Origin of the sequence: Hymenobacter sublimis (genome assembly GCF_023101345.1) — a bacterium.
Lineage (GTDB): Bacteria > Bacteroidota > Bacteroidia > Cytophagales > Hymenobacteraceae > Hymenobacter > Hymenobacter sublimis.
On record NZ_CP095848.1, the window covers coordinates 2,276,877 to 2,292,205 of the forward strand.

General features: G+C 59.9%; 12 protein-coding genes. 6 read left to right on the plus strand and 6 right to left on the minus strand.

The features are described from left to right. Positions 1-9: 9 nt before the first annotated feature. Positions 10-402 carry a GxxExxY protein gene (locus tag MWH26_RS09590; RefSeq protein WP_311136892.1) on the minus strand — a complete coding sequence of 131 codons (393 nt, stop codon included), beginning with the start codon at positions 400-402 and terminating at the stop codon, positions 10-12. A 58-nt stretch (positions 403-460) separates the two neighbouring features. Next, a complete protein-coding gene (locus MWH26_RS09595; RefSeq protein ID WP_247977035.1) occupies positions 461-1,342 on the minus strand; it encodes an SDR family oxidoreductase in 882 nt (293 codons plus the stop codon). Positions 1,343-1,572: 230 nt separating this feature from the next. Between MWH26_RS09595 and MWH26_RS09600 the strand changes: the two genes are divergently transcribed. The 3 genes from MWH26_RS09600 (at position 1,573) to MWH26_RS09610 (ending at position 4,466) form a co-directional block, all read left to right on the plus strand. Then, complete coding sequence (locus MWH26_RS09600) at positions 1,573-2,418, plus strand: NAD(P)H-binding protein (protein WP_247977036.1); 846 nt, start codon at positions 1,573-1,575, stop codon at positions 2,416-2,418. 54 nt (positions 2,419-2,472) lie between these two features. Next, the gene (locus MWH26_RS09605; protein ID WP_247977037.1) at positions 2,473-3,714 is read left to right on the plus strand and encodes a BaiN/RdsA family NAD(P)/FAD-dependent oxidoreductase; all 1,242 of its coding nucleotides are present in this window, start codon (positions 2,473-2,475) and stop codon (positions 3,712-3,714) included. A gap of 305 nt (positions 3,715-4,019) precedes the next feature. After that, positions 4,020-4,466 carry a PA2169 family four-helix-bundle protein gene (locus MWH26_RS09610; RefSeq protein ID WP_188559014.1) on the plus strand — a complete coding sequence of 149 codons (447 nt, stop codon included), beginning with the start codon at positions 4,020-4,022 and terminating at the stop codon, positions 4,464-4,466. A 150-nt stretch (positions 4,467-4,616) separates the two neighbouring features. Here MWH26_RS09610 and MWH26_RS09615 read toward each other — a convergent pair whose 3' ends face one another. Beyond that, a complete protein-coding gene (locus MWH26_RS09615; protein ID WP_247977038.1) occupies positions 4,617-6,575 on the minus strand; it encodes a DEAD/DEAH box helicase in 1,959 nt (652 codons plus the stop codon). 354 nt (positions 6,576-6,929) lie between these two features. Continuing rightward, a complete protein-coding gene (locus tag MWH26_RS09620; RefSeq protein WP_110980085.1) occupies positions 6,930-7,121 on the minus strand; it encodes a cold-shock protein in 192 nt (63 codons plus the stop codon). Between the two features lie 317 nt (positions 7,122-7,438). On the opposite strand from MWH26_RS09620, the gene MWH26_RS09625 reads away from it, so the two are divergent. The 3 genes from MWH26_RS09625 (at position 7,439) to MWH26_RS09635 (ending at position 13,400) form a co-directional block, all read left to right on the plus strand. Further along, positions 7,439-7,858: an acyl-CoA thioesterase gene (locus MWH26_RS09625; protein ID WP_244696393.1), complete on the plus strand. Its 420-nt coding sequence runs from the start codon at positions 7,439-7,441 to the stop codon at positions 7,856-7,858. Positions 7,859-7,967: 109 nt separating this feature from the next. Continuing rightward, positions 7,968-11,984 carry a UvrD-helicase domain-containing protein gene (locus tag MWH26_RS09630; protein ID WP_247977039.1) on the plus strand — a complete coding sequence of 1,339 codons (4,017 nt, stop codon included), beginning with the start codon at positions 7,968-7,970 and terminating at the stop codon, positions 11,982-11,984. Positions 11,985-12,134: 150 nt separating this feature from the next. Further along, positions 12,135-13,400, plus strand: coding sequence for a TCR/Tet family MFS transporter (locus tag MWH26_RS09635; protein ID WP_247977040.1), 1,266 nt, complete (start codon positions 12,135-12,137; stop codon positions 13,398-13,400). A gap of 82 nt (positions 13,401-13,482) precedes the next feature. Here MWH26_RS09635 and MWH26_RS09640 read toward each other — a convergent pair whose 3' ends face one another. After that, on the minus strand, positions 13,483-13,986 hold the full coding sequence (locus MWH26_RS09640; protein ID WP_244696397.1) for a vitamin K epoxide reductase family protein: 504 nt from the start codon (positions 13,984-13,986) through the stop codon (positions 13,483-13,485). Between the two features lie 87 nt (positions 13,987-14,073). Next, positions 14,074-15,318: a hypothetical protein gene (locus MWH26_RS09645; RefSeq protein ID WP_247977041.1), complete on the minus strand. Its 1,245-nt coding sequence runs from the start codon at positions 15,316-15,318 to the stop codon at positions 14,074-14,076. Positions 15,319-15,329 lie beyond the last annotated feature (11 nt).

A 15,329-nucleotide genomic window follows, 5' to 3' on the forward strand; every position in this document is an offset into this window, starting at 1 on the left:
GATAGTGTATTACGAAGAAGAGCGTAGGAATCGTTTATACTTCAGGCTGGCTTCACCAAAATTGAGTAAGAGTCCTACTTCAAGGCGGTATGCTTTTAGGTAGTCTATAATTTGAGCGTAATGAGGAGGCGTTATTTCAACTAACACTTTTAACTCAACCACTACTTGTTTTTCGACCAAGAAATCTACGCGTCGTGCTCCTATTTCACTGTCCAAATAATAGACTGGCAAATGAATTTCTTGTTCGAACACTATATTATTTTTCTCAAACTCAATAGCTAGACTGCGCTGATAAATAATTCCAGGAAACCCATTTACCAAGTGCCGTATGTACGCGCTAGCGCAGCCAATAATTGTTTTGGTTAAGTCACTCTGCGCATTTCCAATCAGAATAACTAGTATTTAGTAAACCGGCCGTAAAAAATCCGTGTAAGCCAAAAAATCCGTCTTAATCCGTGATTTAGCGGCGCATGGTTTTTTCGATATGGTCCCACATGTCGGGTGTCAGCAGTTCCAGTTTGTTGAACTCGCCGGCTCCGTTCAGCCACTCGCCCCCGTCGAGGGTTACTACTTCGCCATTCATGTAAGCGGAAAAATCGGACACCATGTAGGCGGCTAGGTTGGCTAGCTCCTGGTGGTTGCCCACACGCTTGAGGGGCACGGAAGCCGCTGGGTCGAGCTTGGAGGCCAGGGGTTCGGGAAACAGGCGGCTCCAGGCGCCTTCCGTCGGAAAGGGGCCGGGGGCAATAGCGTTGGAGCGGATGCCGTACTTGGCCCACTCCACGGCCAGGGAGCGGGTCAGGGCCAGCACGCCCGCCTTGGCCGCCGCCGACGGCACCACAAAGGCCGAGCCGACGGAAGCGTAGGTAGTTACGATGTTAAGGATGGTGCCGGGCTTTTTCTCCGCAATCCAGTGCTTCCCGAAGGCCAGAGTGCAGTTGTAGGAACCCTTCAGCACGATGTCCACAATCACATCGAAAGCCTTGTGACTCAGGCGCTCCGTGGGACTGATGAAGTTGCCGGCGGCATTATTCAGCAGCACGTCTACCCCGCCAAACGTATCAATGGTTTTCTGCAGCAAGGCCTCAACCTCGTCGTACTTGCGCACGTCGCACTGCACGGCCAGCACGCCCTGGTTGCCGGTTTGCTCGCGCAGTTCCGCGGCGGTTTTCTCCAGCACGTCCAGCTTGCGGGAGCTAATTACTACGTTGGCGCCGAGCTGCAGGAAGTAAGTGGTCATGGCGCGGCCGAGGCCGGTGCCGCCGCCCGTCACGACGATGGTTTTGCCCTGCAGGGCGTTGTCGCGGAGCATGGGCTGGGCGTAAGGGTGCGTAGCAGACATGAGAATGGAAACTGGTGGGAATGATGAGTAAAAAGTAATAGATAAGCCCGCAGGCTACCGGGCGCAAGAACGGTAATTCTGCAGTGGCTTCGTGCCGTTACGGTTGTGGCGGCCCGGCGTGCTCTCCCGGAACCTGGCGCCGCCAGGGCCCAAACTGGTGCTGTCCTCGTCCCGAAATAGCCCTTTACTCAGACTTGCCCACGAAAGATTTTTTGCCACCTTTACCCCGCATGACCAACACTATTCCTTCCGTTTCGCCTCCCACCGTGGCCGTTCTGGGCTGTGGCTGGCTGGGTTTACCCCTGGCGCAGGCCCTGGTGGCGTTGGGTTACCGTGTGCATGGCTCTACTACTACCCCGGGCCAGCTGCTTACCCTGCGCGACGCCGGAATCCGGCCGTTTCTGCTCCGGCTGGCGCCCATTCTCTCCGCTACCGACGCCGATACGCTACGGGCCCAACTGCAGGACGCCGATGTGCTAGTGCTAAACGTGCCGCCGACCCGCGGAGCAGGCTCTGCGGAGGCCTATCCGGCCCTGCTGCGCCCCGTAGCCGAAGCGGCTGCCCAGGCTGGCGTCCGTCACGTGCTGCTGGTAAGCTCCACGGGCGTGTATGCCGACGAACCCCGCCTGATGCGGGAGCCCGACGCCCAGGCTGCCCCCACGGCCACGGCCCCTCTGCTCCAGGCTGAAGCCCTGTTCCAAGGGCCCCACCACACGGTAGTGCGCCTGGCTGGCTTAATGGGGCCGGGACGCGCGCCGGGCCGGTTTCTGGCGGGCCGGGCGGGTGTGCCCCACGGCGAAGCGCCCGTTAATCTGATTCACTTGCAGGATTGCATTAGCCTACTTAGCCGCATCATTGAGCAAGAGCTGTGGGGGTACACGTTTAATGCCAGCGCGGCTACCCATCCTACGCGCCGCACGTTTTACACGGCCGCCGCTACCCGCCTTGGGTTGCAGCCGCCCACATTTCTGGAAGAATCTTCGGGAGGTAAACAAATCGATTCTTCCCTGATTCGGGAGCTGACCGGTTACCAGTTCCGCCACGAAGATGTGGTAGCTGCTCTGGAATATTGCTGATGTTGATGGAGCCTGGGCCTTCGCTCCCAACTGCCTAGGCCGTATCTTTGCACCGTGAATGTAGCGAAGCGTACAGTGGCCGTGCTAGGGGGCGGAGCAGCCGGTTTTTTTGGTGCTATTGCCTGTGCCGAGGCCAACCCCAGCCTGCGGGTAGTGCTGATTGAAAAAACCTCCAAACTGCTCAGTAAGGTCCGAATTTCGGGTGGGGGGCGCTGCAACGTGACCCACGCCGCCGACACGGCTGCCCAACTGGTGCAGCACTATCCCCGCGGGGCCAAACAACTTAAAGAGGCCTTTAAGCAGTTCGGAGCCCTGGATACGGTCCGCTGGTTTGAACGGCGCGGCGTGCGTCTCAAAACCGAGCCCGATGGCCGCATGTTTCCCGCCACCGACTCATCGGAAACCATTGCCCAGTGCCTGCTGGAAGCGGCCCGGCGGGCCGGGGTCGAAATACTCCTGCAAACTACCGCCGAGCGTATTACGCAGTTGTCCGCGGGCGGCTTCGAGTTAACGCTAACTGGGGCTTATGCCCAAACGCTTCCCGTGATGCGGCTGCTAGTTGCTACTGGCGGCGCTCCCAAAGCTGAGCAGTATGAGTGGCTGCGGCAACTGGGCCACACGGTGCAGGAACCGGTGCCCAGCTTGTTTACCTTCAACGTGCCCAACTCCCCGCTGCGCGAGCTGCCGGGCGTGAGCGTGCCCCGGGCCCGGGTGCGCGTGAGCGGCGAAAAGCTGGAATATGAAGGCCCGGTGCTGGTTACGCACTGGGGCGTGAGCGGGCCGGCTGTACTTAAGCTTTCGGCCTGGGGCGCCCGCCGCCTGCACGAGCTGCAGTACCAAAGTACCACCCTTATCAACTGGATTCCCGACCACACGGAGGATACGCTGCGCCAGTACTTGGTAGAGTTTCGGGAGCTGCACGGCAAGAAGGTAGTAGCGAGCAACCCCTTGTTCGGCCTACCCCAACGCTTGTGGCGCACACTCACGGAGCAGGCTGGTGTGGGCCTGGAAACCCGCTGGAACGAGCTGCCCGCCAAACTCCAGAACCGCCTCATTGAGGGCCTGCTCCGCACGGCCCTACCCGTGCGCGGCAAAACCACCTACAAAGACGAGTTCGTCACCTGCGGAGGCATCACGCTGGGCGAAATCAACATGCAAACCATGGAAAGTCGCCGCGTACCTGGGCTGCACTTTGCCGGCGAAGTACTTGACATTGACGGCATTACCGGCGGCTTCAATTTTCAGGCGGCTTGGACTACCGGCTACCTGGCCGGGCGGGCTATGAGCACCCTGTAGTCAGCACACACTTAGTACTGACATTCACCTAGATTGTGCTTTTACTAGCGAAGCAAAGGGGGTGAGCTACTTCCTAGTGGCACGCTCATGCTACCAGAACAGCTATACTAGCTGTTGTTAGCTACTAAAGGGGTGTGCTTTGCTGACCGCCGTATTGCTGGTTGCGCTTGGCCCCTACCTACTTATTTGGCAGCGTAAGGTTGGAGGCTGCGCGGCTCATTTTAGTACTTATTGCAACTTGATTTGGGTTCTATCAGTAAAGAAAGGCACAACTATCTTTCCCAACACCCAAATCTACTCTCCTCATGGACGCTAAAACCCTTCAAGCCGGACTCAACGAACTTCTGGAAACCCTAAAAGATGGTCAGCGCGGTTATGCTGAAGCTATGACCGACGTGGAGGACGCTGATCTGAAGCAGATTTTCAAGAAATATGCTGCTCAGCGCTCCGAGTACATCACGGAGTTAGAAGATCAGATGCACAAGCTGAACCTGCATCCGGAAGAGGAATCCTCTATTACGGGTACCGTACACCGGGCCTTCATTAACCTGAAGGGCTTGATAACCGGCAAAGACCGCCACAGCATTCTGGCTGAGTGTGAGCGGGGCGAAGACTACGCCAAGAAGGCCTACGAAACAGCCCAGAAGCTGCAGGGCATCCCCAGTGAATTGCAGGCCCTTATTGCCAAGCAAGCAGCTGGCGTAACCCAAGGCCACGATGAAATGCGCGCCCTTCGCGACTCGTCAAAATAGTACAAGCATAGGCTCGGGTAGCGTATAGCACGCTGCTACACAGTCTACCTAATCGTCTAACCAAGCACCAACCAAAAAGGCCACTCTACTGAGTGGCCTTTTTGGTTATCATAGTTTCGCTACTAGTGTGTAACTGCTAGCTAAGCTCGACTATTCGTCGAAGCCGCCGTTGTCGCGCTTGCCCTTGTAGCCGCCGCCGTAGCTGCCGCCACCCCGGTTGCCACCGTAAGAGCCACCCTCCCGACGGTCGCCGCCGTAAGAGCCGCCGCCCCGGTTGCCCCCGTAGGAACCACCGCTCCGGTTGCCGCCGAAACCGCCTTCCCGACGCTCGCCGCCCCCGTAGGAGCCGCCGCCGCGGTTGCCGCCATAGCTGCCGCCGCCCCGGTTACCACCGAAGCCGCCCTCCCGACGCTCACCGCCGCCGAAGCCACCCGGGCCCCGACGAGGACGCTCGCCGCCGAAGCCGCCGCGGTTGCCGCCCTCTTGCTGGGCATCACCTTCCTGACGGGGGGTAGCAATGTTGAAGGCTACCGGCCGGCCCTGAATGGTGCTGCGACCCAACTGGGTTACAACTTCTTCCACGAACTCATTCGGTACTTCCACGAAGCTGAACTTATCGTACAGCGCAATGTCGCCTACCTTACCGGCCGTGAGGCTAGTATTTTCAGCAATCAGGTCTACGATGTCGCGGGGGTGCAGGCGGTCCTTTTTGCCCATCGTGACGAACAGGCGCGTGAAGCCGGGGCGGGCTGCACCCTGGGTGCGGCTAGCGTCGAGGCTTTCCTGAGCGCGCTTGTCCTCTTTCATCGTCATTTTCAGCAGGGCCGCGGCCACGCCCAAAGACGTTACGCCATCCTCCTGATCCTGGTCGATCAGGCGCTGCACGCGGGCAATGTACTTATCCAGGTTACCCTTGTCAATGACCTCCTTAATGGAGTTGAGCATCAGGGTAGTTTTCACCTCCGATACATCTTCAAACGAAGGCACACGCTCCTGCTTGATGGTGGCCTTGGTGAAGCGCATGATGTCGCGCAGCTTGTAGATGTCGCGGCCGCTCACGAAGGTGAAAGCCTTGCCTTGCTTACCAGCGCGGCCTGTGCGGCCGATGCGGTGCACGTAGTATTCCTCGTCGGCGGGCAGGTCGTAGTTTACCACTACCTCCACGTTGTCCACGTCGATGCCGCGGGCGGCTACGTCGGTGGCCACGAGGATTTCCAGGGTGCCTTTGCGGAATTTGTCCAGGGTGTTCTGGCGCTGCTGCTGGCCCATGTCGCCGTGCAAACCTTCGGCAAAGTAGCCTTTAGCTTGCAAGTCGCCCACAATCTCGTCAACCATGCGCTTCGTGTTCGCGAAGACGATGCCCGACTTGATGTTGTACATGTCGATCAGACGGGTCAGTACGTCCTTTTTCTGAGGGCCGCGCACTTCAAAGTAGCTCTGCTCAATGTTGGTAACCGTCATTTCCTGATGGTTTACCTTCACGATCTGCGGCTCCGTTTGGTAGCGCTTGGTCATCTCCATGATGGGCTTGCTCATGGTAGCCGAGAAAAACACCGTCTGGCGCTGCTCGGGCATCTTCTTGAGCACCGTCTCGATGTCGTCGCGGAAGCCCATGTCGAGCATTTCGTCGGCCTCATCGAGGATGATCATCTTGCAGTTGTCCAATTTCAGGGTACCGCGCTCAATGTGGTCCATGACGCGGCCGGGCGTACCAATGACGATCTGCACGCCGCGCTCCAGGGCGCGGAACTGCCGGTCGTAGCTGGAGCCACCGTAAATTGGTACTACGGCCAGACCCCGCTTATACTTGCCCAGCTTCTGGATTTCGCCGGAAACCTGCACGGCCAGCTCGCGGGTAGGGCACAGCACCAGGGCCTGCACTTCGCGGGAGTCCGTGTCAATCAGCTCAATGGCGGGGATGGAGAAGGCGGCGGTTTTACCGGTACCGGTCTGGGCCTGCCCAATTACGTCGCGGCCAGCGAGCAGCACGGGAATAGCGCCCGCCTGAATCGGCGAAGCTTCCTCGTACCCTACCTCGGTAATGGCACGCTGCATTTCTTCAGAGAGGGTCAGCTCACTGAATTTCATTTTTTCCTTTTCGTTTTCCATGTCTGTGTTGATGGAGTGGAGACTGTAGCTCTGAAAACAGCGGATTCAGCGACGCTCTTCTCTCCCACTCAACACAACGACAAGTGACGGAAGCAACGGACGGAAGACAAAGCCGGCCCAACAGGTTTCTTAAAGGCAGCTCACAAGCTGCGCGGAACGTGGCCGTTCTCAAATGCGGGTGCAAAGATACGCAGAAATAATGAAAATAGCATTCTTGCTCTAGCTATTGTCTGTAGGCTTGTTCCCTCACGGCAACCCACATGGGGCAGGGCTTGGAGCTGCGGCGGGTAGGCACAAAAAAAGCAGGCTCGTCAGGAGCCTGCTTTTTTAAAGCTATCCGAGAAGGATAAAGGACTACGCCAGTTTCACTTTCACGGCGTTCGGGCCTTTGCGGCCTTGAGCAATTTCAAATTCCACTTTGTCTTTGTCGCGGATTTCGTCGATGCACTCGGTTACGTGCACGAATACGTCCTCGCCGGTTTCGTCAACTTTGATAAAGCCGAAACCTTTGGTTTCGTTGAAGAATTTTACAGTTCCTGTCTGCATGGTACTGGTGATGATGGATGTTTTTTTCGGAAAGCGCACTCAACTCTGCTTTCCCTCCCGGATGGAAGTACTCAACAGGACGGTGAAACCGCGTTTTCTTAATGTGCTCAAATATACACGGATATTTTAGATGTGGAATACCTCATATGCATACACTACAAAGAATCTGCGCTAAGCTCAACCACTACTTATTCTTAATAACGTTCTGTTTTTCAGATAATTAATACTAATTACTACCCCAAATTCTCTTGTTGAATTTATTGCAACCTTCTGCCAGCGCGGGGTTGATTGCTCCCTGCGGTGGTACCTTTACGCTCATGGAAACACCCGAGACGCCCGCTTTTCGCTTCTCCCGCCTCCTGACGGTTCAGCCCGCGGACATCGACGAGCTAAACCACGCTAACAATGTGCAGTACGTGCGCTGGGTGCAGGATACGGCCGGGGCGCACTGGCTCACGGCCTACCCACCCGGCGAGCGGGAACACTACATCTGGGTGGTACGGGAACACCGTATTCAGTACCGCCACCCGGCCCTGCTGGGCGAGCAGTTGCGCTGCACCACCTGGATTGGAGAAGTACGCGGGGCCCAGTGCCAGCGCTTCGTGCGCATTGAGCGGGCCGCGGATAGCAAGCTACTCTGCGAGGCGGAAACCCAGTGGGTACTGCTGGACCCCGCCACCAAGCGGCCCGTACGGATAGAGCCAGACGTGGTGGCGCGGCTGTGGGGGCCGGTGTAAGAGTTGGTGTTGTAGATTTTAACACCGCCAGCAGCACCTTTAGTACTTTAATGAACAGGCGTACCCATTTAACTGCTGTGCAGTAGCATATCCGCTTTTCCTCTTCCCAATGCCCGCCACTTTCCGCATTTACTCCTCTTCTGCCGGCTCCGGCAAAACCTACCAGCTTACTAAGGAATACCTGAAGCTGGCTCTGGGTACCGATGAGGCCGCCTACTTCAAGCGGATTCTGGCCATTACGTTTACCAACGACGCGGCCGGCGAAATGAAGGAGCGCATCATTGGGGCCCTGCGACGGTTTGCTCAGCTACCGGAGGGCGAAACCGATTCGCTGCTAACCGAAATTGCCGAGGAGTTGGCTGCTGAAGGAGCGCTGGCTTACCTGCCTACCCCCGAGGAGCGGCAGCGGGTGCTGCGGGAACGGGCTGGCCGCACGTTTCGGCTGGTGCTCTACCACTACGCCGATTTTGCCGTCAGCACCATTGACTCCTTTGTGCAGCGCATCGTCACGGCCTTTACCCGGGAGCTGGGACTGCCCGCTACGTTTGAGGTGGAGTTGGACAGCGCGACCGTGCTGCAAAGCGCCGTAGCCTTGCTGCTGGACCGCGTCAATCGGGACCCGAACGCAGCCTTGCTCTCCCGCACCATCTCTGACTTTGCCCTCAGCAAGGCCGACGAGGGCCGCAGCTGGAACAACCTACCCGCCGAGCTGGTGGACTTCGGGCAGTTTTTGCTCAGCGAGCCGGTGCATGAGGCCGTGGAGCAGCTCCAGAAGCTGAGCATGCAGGACTACCGTCGCTTACACGAAGCCCTGCGCCAGCGCAAAGCCGAAATTGAGGACGCCTTCCGGCAGGTAGCTCAGGTAGCCCAGGAGGCCGTGGATACGGCCGGGGTGGCCGACTCCGACCTGTACCAGGGGCGGAGCGGGCTGCTGGGCTACCTCACCAAGTGGGAGGAGCGTTTGCAAGCTGATAAAGAGGCCAATACCTACGTACGGGCCACCGTGGAGCAGGACAAATGGTACAGCAGTAAAGTCAAAACCGCCCCGGACAAGGCCCGCGTGGACGCCGTGAAACCGGCCCTGCTGGCCGCCTACGAGCTGGTGGAAAAGCTGCGCGCTACCCTGCTGCCCGACTACCTACTGGTAACCGGCATGCTGCCCTACCTCTTCCAGGTAAGCCTGCTGAGCGAGTTGAGCAAGTCGGTGGACCAGTTGAGCCGCGACCGGGGCGTGGTGCTCATTGCCGAGTTCAACCGCCGCATTGCCCAGATTGTGCTGCGCGAGCCGGTGCCTTTCCTGTACGAACGCATGGGCGAGCGGTACCTGCACCTACTCATTGATGAGTTCCAGGACACCTCGGTGCTGCAGTGGAACAACCTGCTGCCCCTGGTGGAAAACGCCGTGGCCGGGGGCAACCTCAGCCTGGCCGTGGGCGACGCCAAGCAGGCCATTTACCGCTGGCGCGGGGGCGAAATGGAGCAGATTCTGCGCCTCTACCAAAACCAGACGCAGCACCTCTATAATAAGGCCACCGATGAAGAGCTGCGTGAGTTGCTGGCCGACCGCTACCTAACCCTAGACCAGAGTCTGGAAGCGGCCAACCTGAACACCAACTTCCGCTCGGCTCCGGCCATCATCGACTTCAACAACCGCTTCTTCACCCACATCAGCGCAACCCACGCCTCCCTGCCACTGGTGCAAGACATTTACGACGCAGATTTTGTGCAACGGGGACCTCACCCCCCGGCCCCTTCTCCCAGGGAGAAGGGGAGCCTGACGCAGGGTCGTTCTGCAGCCCCGTCGGCTTTCGCCTCAGGAACTGCTTTCGACTCAAGTGAGCCAGCAGGAGTAGAAACTCCGGGAGAAGGCACGGTGGGAGAGTTCGTGTTCACGGCGGATGCCCAGGCGGGGGACAAAACGGTGGCGCACTCGCGGGAAATGCGCTCTAACCCGACGGCGGCCGAAGATGCGCTGTGGCAGGCGTTAGGCAATAACCAGTTGGGCGTGAAGTTTCGGCGGCAACACGTCATCGGTACGTTCATCGTGGATTTTGTTTGCGTAGAGGCGCAGCTGATTATAGAGGTAGACGGCGACGTGCACCGAGAAACCGGCCAGGCCGAACATGACGCCGGCCGCACCCACGAGCTTACCGAGCTAGGCTACCATGTGCTACGCTTCCACAACGATGAGGTGCTTCACCACCTACCCCACGTGCTTCTGACCATCCAGCAGCACGTATCATCCCTAACCTCTACCTCACGCTCCCCGGTAGCAGCTGTTGAGGCGGAAGCCGAAACGGCTGCGCTGCCGAACTTGTCAGGCTCCCCCCTCTCCACGGGAGAGGGGGGCCGGGGGGGTGAGGCCGGCCACGTCGAGCTGCTGTTTACCGAGGACGAAGCCCCCGCCTGCCGCTATGATGCAGCCCTGGGCACCTACACGCCGGAGCTGCTGCCGGGCTACCTGACGGGGCACACCCTGGACTACACCGAAAGCACCCTTTACCTGACCCTGCAGCTAGTTGAGAAAGCCGTGGCCGATGGCTTCCGCCTCCAGGAGGTAGCTGTGCTCTGCCGCCGCCGCGACCAAAGCCGCCGAGTAGCCAAGTTTCTGAAGGAGCGGGGCTACGATATTATTTCGGCCGACTCCCTTTCCCTGGAGTTTGCGGAGGTAGTAAACCTGCTGGTGGCCTTGTTTCGGGTGCTGAACCAGCCCGCCGACACCCTGGCCCGGGCCGAAGCCCTGCTGCTCATGGACCGGGTAGTGCGTGGCCAGGACCCAACCCCCGAGCGGGCCCGCCGCTGGGCCGAGCTGGCCAATGGCGAGTCAGCGCAGCCCTTCTTTGATGAGCTGCGGGAGCTGGGCTACGATGTGCAAGAGCGGGAAACCGGCAACTTAGGCCTGTATGAGCTAACGGAGCGGCTGATTGGCCTGTTTGGGCTGCTGCACCGGGTAGCGGAGCAGGAGTACCTGTTTCGGTTCCTGGATCTTACCCTGGAGTACAGCTTGCGCTTTGGCAACAACCTCAACAACTTCCTCACTTACTGGGACCAGCGCAAAAGCAGCCTGAGCATCAACGCCCCCGCCGGCCGCGACGCCATTACCATTACTACCGTGCACAAGGCCAAGGGGCTAGCCTACGGCGTAGTTATTGTGCCGTTCGCCGACTGGTCGTTGCGGCCGTACATGGGCACCCTACTCTGGGGCCGGCTAACCGATACGGACCGTAAGCCGCTGGCCAGCATGCCCGCCGTGGCGGTGCTGCCCCAAACCCAAGCCCTCTTGCACACGCCCCTGGCCGAGCAGTACACCGAAGAAGTCGAGAAAACCTTTCTAGAAGGGTTGAATATGCTGTACGTGGCCTTCACCCGGCCGCGCCACCGCCTGTACGCCATCAGCCGCAAGCCCCGGCCGGTGAAGGCTGCCAAGGACGGCGAAGCACCCGCCTCCCTGGAGCCGGCTAAAACCGTGGCGGAGCTGTTGCACCGCTACCTCACCAGCACCATGCAGTGGGACGATGAGCAAATGGCCTACGTGCTAGCCGATGCCCACGGCTACGTGCCTACCCAACGCCACGCCCCTCGCGCCACCGCCCACGACCTCCCCTTGCACAACCTAACCAGCACGCCCTGGGAAGAGCGCCTGCGCCTGAAGCGCCACGCCAACACGGTTTTTGATTTCGATGCGCAGCAAACCCAGCGGGAATGGAACCGCAAGCTGCACTACGCCCTGCGCCGGGTGAAGCGAGCCGCGGAAGTAGACCGAGTAGCGGCCCAGTTGGTAGCCGAAGGACTCGTGAGCACGCGGGAGCGGGCGGAATTGCTGCGCCGCCTGCACGAGGTAACCGAGCACCCGCAGATGGCTCACTATTTCAGCCCCCAGGTAGAGGCCGAAGCCGAGCGCGAAATTCTCGTGGGCGGCACCCGCAAACAGGATTACAAGCCCGACCGTATCGTGTTCGAAGCGACCGGCCGGCGCGTTACGCTCATCGACTTTAAGCTTCCTCCGCCCGAGCCCCGCCACCGCCTACCCCTGCAGCGCTACGCCGGCCTATTCCGGCAGTTGGGCTACGAGGAGGTGCAGTGCGTGCTGTACTACTTTGACACGCAGGAGGTCGTTGTTTTCTAGGTAGGGTGGCTGGCACTACCCTAGGCTTCGCGTGGAGTTAGGGTTTGGTGCCCGAAGTTGGGAGTATTGAGCCTAAGCCGCGTATTTTCAGCGTTGAGATATCCGGATGCTTCTACCTTTACGGTTGCCACTACCTACCTCTCCCCTCTTATGGCTGCTCCCCGCAAGGCCGCGCTTGGCTTTATTTTCCTGACGCTGCTGCTGGATGTCATCGGCATTGGCATTATTGTGCCGGTAATTCCGGCGCTTATCCGCAACCTGACGGGTGGCACCATCAGCGACGCGGCCCGGGTAGGCGGCTGGCTGGTGTTTGCTTTTGCCGTCATGCAGTTCCTGTTCTCGCCGGTGATGGGTAACCTCAGCGACCGGTTTGGCCGCCGACCCGTGCTGCTACTTTCCCTGCTCGGGTTTGGGCTCGATTACCTGCTGGTGGCCTTTGCACCCAGCATCGGCTGGCTGTTTGCCGGCCGCCTGATTGCCGGTGTAATGGGAGCCAGCTTCACCACGGCCTCCGCATATATTGCCGATATATCAGCCCCCGAGGAGCGGGCCCAGAATTTTGGCATGATTGGGGCGGCCTTCGGGCTGGGTTTCATCATCGGGCCGGCGCTGGGGGGTATTCTGGGTAAGTACGGCCATCAGGTGCCGTTTTTGGCGGCGGCCGGTATTACCCTGCTGAATGTGGTGTACGGCTACTTTGTCCTGCCCGAGTCGCTACCCCTGGAGAAGCGCCGGCCGTTCGAATGGGCCCGGGCCAACCCCATCGGCTCTTTGCAGCTCTTGCGGCGCTACCCCGTTATTACCGGGCTAGTGGCCTCCTTGCTGCTGCTTTACGTGGCAGCCCACGCCACGCAGTCTACTTGGTCGTACTACGTAATCGAGAAGTTTCAGTGGACTGAAGCCTGGGTTGGGTACTCGTTGGGGGCACTGGGGGCGCTGGTTGCTCTTGTGCAGGGCGTACTAATTCGGCGGATCAACCCGGTGCTGGGGCCAAAGCGCTCCGTATTTCTAGGAATGCTGCTGTATGCCGTGGGCTTTGTGCTGTTTGCCTTTGCCTCCAAGGGCTGGATGATGTTTGCCTTTCTGGTGCCCTACTGCCTCGGGGGTATTGCCGGGCCGGCCTTGCAGGGCATTATTTCCGGTCAGGTGCCGCCCAACCAACAGGGGGAGCTGCAAGGGGCGCTTACCAGCCTGATGAGCCTGACTTCCATTGTGGGCCCGCCCCTGATGACCAATCTGTTTTCATACTACACCGGCGCCAGCGCCCCGGTTTACTTCCCGGGTGCCCCCTTCCTGCTAGGAGCGGCCCTGATTTTGGTGAGCCTGCTGCTGTTAGCCCGCTCCCTGGCCACCTACGTAGCGCCCGGCCCCCAGCAACAGGAAGCAGCTGAGCCACTAGTAAACGCCGGACACTGAGCATCAACGTACTACCATACCTTCCACAAAAAAAGCCCACACTATAGCAGCGTGGGCTTTTTCGTGGAAGGTATGCGAGCGGCTACCGCCGACCCAGCAGCTTTTTGGCGCCTTTGATAGCTTCAGGCAAGGCCAGAGCCAACGAGGCGAAAGATGCGACGGTGGCTACCTGGCAGTAGAAGCACAAGGCCTTGTTCTCCTGCCACTCTTCGCGGCCCAGCTTCACGGTCGTCAGCGAGTCGAATAAGGTTTTTACCCCCATGGCTACCGGCAGCAGGGGCTGCTGGCTGGCCCGGTGCAGGCCCCCGGCTCCGGCCAGACTGGCCGTAATGCCATAGGTAACAATCATGGGTAGCGCGTCGGGCGTGTCCATACGCTTGTAGGCGTAGTCTGAGGCGTCCACTTTGTCGGAGTCAAATACGTCCAGCGGTGGGTCGGGCAGGTGCTTGATGATGCCGGTTTGGTAAAGGCTCACCATCTGGCCGGCGGCCACACCGAGCATGGAGAGGCCAATAATCCAGCGGCGGCGTTTAAGGTCGGGGCTCTGGCCGTGCCGGAGTTCAAGGCTGAGTTGGGTAGGATCCATTGGAAAGAAGTAGCAGGTAGTGAAGGTTTGCTACGGGGTACGTGCTCAGCAGGGGTTTGGGTTAAGGAGGAGCTTGCCTTCCCACGCCTACCCCGGCAGGGGCCGCCGGCGGTACCGGATGCGGCTCGGCTGGCTTTTATCAACGTAAAACTCGTAGCGGCTCTCCTCCGCGTCCAGCACCAGGCGCGCTTCCGCCGGCTTGCGCGGCGGCCGGAAGGGGCTCATCTGCCCGAATTTTACTTCCCGCGTGGCCGCCGGACTTGCCTGCTCCAGCAGCCGGAGGGCGCGCTGCTCCTCGTCCAGCAGGTAGTAGGTGCGGGTGGCGGGCAGGTAGGCGCGCGGTACGGTGTAGCCCAGGGCGCTGGCAAAGCCGGTGTAGCGAAACCGGGCCACAGGCTGCCCGCGCAGGTTCAGCACGAAGGCGTTGGGCTGGTTACGCAGGCGCGGCGGCACCTGCCACTCCATGCTCTCGGGGTGGCCCAGGCTGTCGGTGGTTACCTTATACTCGCCGTACTGGTAGATGGTCAACACGGTAGTATCGGAGAGGAAGCGGGCCAGCACTAGGTCGGCGTGGGGCTTTTGCAGGGGCAGCGGCGGCTGGCCCGCCCGCAGCAGCTGGCCGCAGGTAAGCAGGGCGCCGCCGCGGGGGGCGGGCAGCGGGTCGCAGTCGGCGCGACCCTCCCCGAACTCATTGCCGGCGGACATCCCCCGCACCCTACCCTGCAAGTCTAGCAGGTAAAACACGTACGTGCCCACGTCGCTGCCCGGAATCCCGATTTCCTGCCAGAAGGCCAGCCCGCCTACCTCCGGGTAGTAGCCCAGAAACCGGGGCGGGGTTGGCTCGCTCACCACCACAATATCGGCCCCGACGACCGGGTAAAAATCTGGCTTCTGAAACTCCTTGCGCATAATCGGCTGGCCCGCGGCCGTGGTCAGCACAATCTGGTAGCGGCCCGCGGGCCCGGTTACCAGCCGGTTGCGGGCAAAGTTGCTGTCGGCGGCCAGGGCTTCCCCCACAATGCCACCAGTGGCAATGCGCAGCATGCGGGCCGAGTCGGTGGTGGCGCTCAAGCGCAGGCGGTAGAGTTGCCCGTTGAGGCGGAAGGTAGTGTCGGTGGTGGCCTTACCGGGCAGACTTCTATTTAACCAGTCCACCGTATCAGGCGCCGTCGGGACCGGAATTACCGCTAGTTGTACGGAGTCCAGTACGGGAGGTGGAGTGGCAACTTGCTCGGCGGGCGATGAGGGCTGGCAACCAATCAGGAGGCTAGTAACCAGAGAAACCAGATAGCAGCGACGAGCTACGAAAAGCTGCGGAAAATCAGGCAACATTGGGCAAGAGT

Bases quoted from the DNA above. Each gene is read 5' to 3' on its own strand.
- MWH26_RS09610 (WP_188559014.1), top strand. From the start codon at position 4,020: ATGGACGCTAAAACCCTTCAAGCCGGACTCAACGAACTTCTGGAAACC.
- MWH26_RS09595 (WP_247977035.1), bottom strand. From the start codon at position 1,342: ATGTCTGCTACGCACCCTTACGCCCAGCCCATGCTCCGCGACAACGCC.
- MWH26_RS09630 (WP_247977039.1), top strand. From the start codon at position 7,968: ATGCCCGCCACTTTCCGCATTTACTCCTCTTCTGCCGGCTCCGGCAAA.
- MWH26_RS09645 (WP_247977041.1), bottom strand. From the start codon at position 15,318: ATGTTGCCTGATTTTCCGCAGCTTTTCGTAGCTCGTCGCTGCTATCTG.
- MWH26_RS09620 (WP_110980085.1), bottom strand. From the start codon at position 7,121: ATGCAGACAGGAACTGTAAAATTCTTCAACGAAACCAAAGGTTTCGGC.
- MWH26_RS09625 (WP_244696393.1), top strand. From the start codon at position 7,439: ATGGAAACACCCGAGACGCCCGCTTTTCGCTTCTCCCGCCTCCTGACG.
- MWH26_RS09640 (WP_244696397.1), bottom strand. From the start codon at position 13,986: ATGGATCCTACCCAACTCAGCCTTGAACTCCGGCACGGCCAGAGCCCC.
- MWH26_RS09615 (WP_247977038.1), bottom strand. From the start codon at position 6,575: ATGGAAAACGAAAAGGAAAAAATGAAATTCAGTGAGCTGACCCTCTCT.
- MWH26_RS09635 (WP_247977040.1), top strand. From the start codon at position 12,135: ATGGCTGCTCCCCGCAAGGCCGCGCTTGGCTTTATTTTCCTGACGCTG.
- MWH26_RS09600 (WP_247977036.1), top strand. From the start codon at position 1,573: ATGACCAACACTATTCCTTCCGTTTCGCCTCCCACCGTGGCCGTTCTG.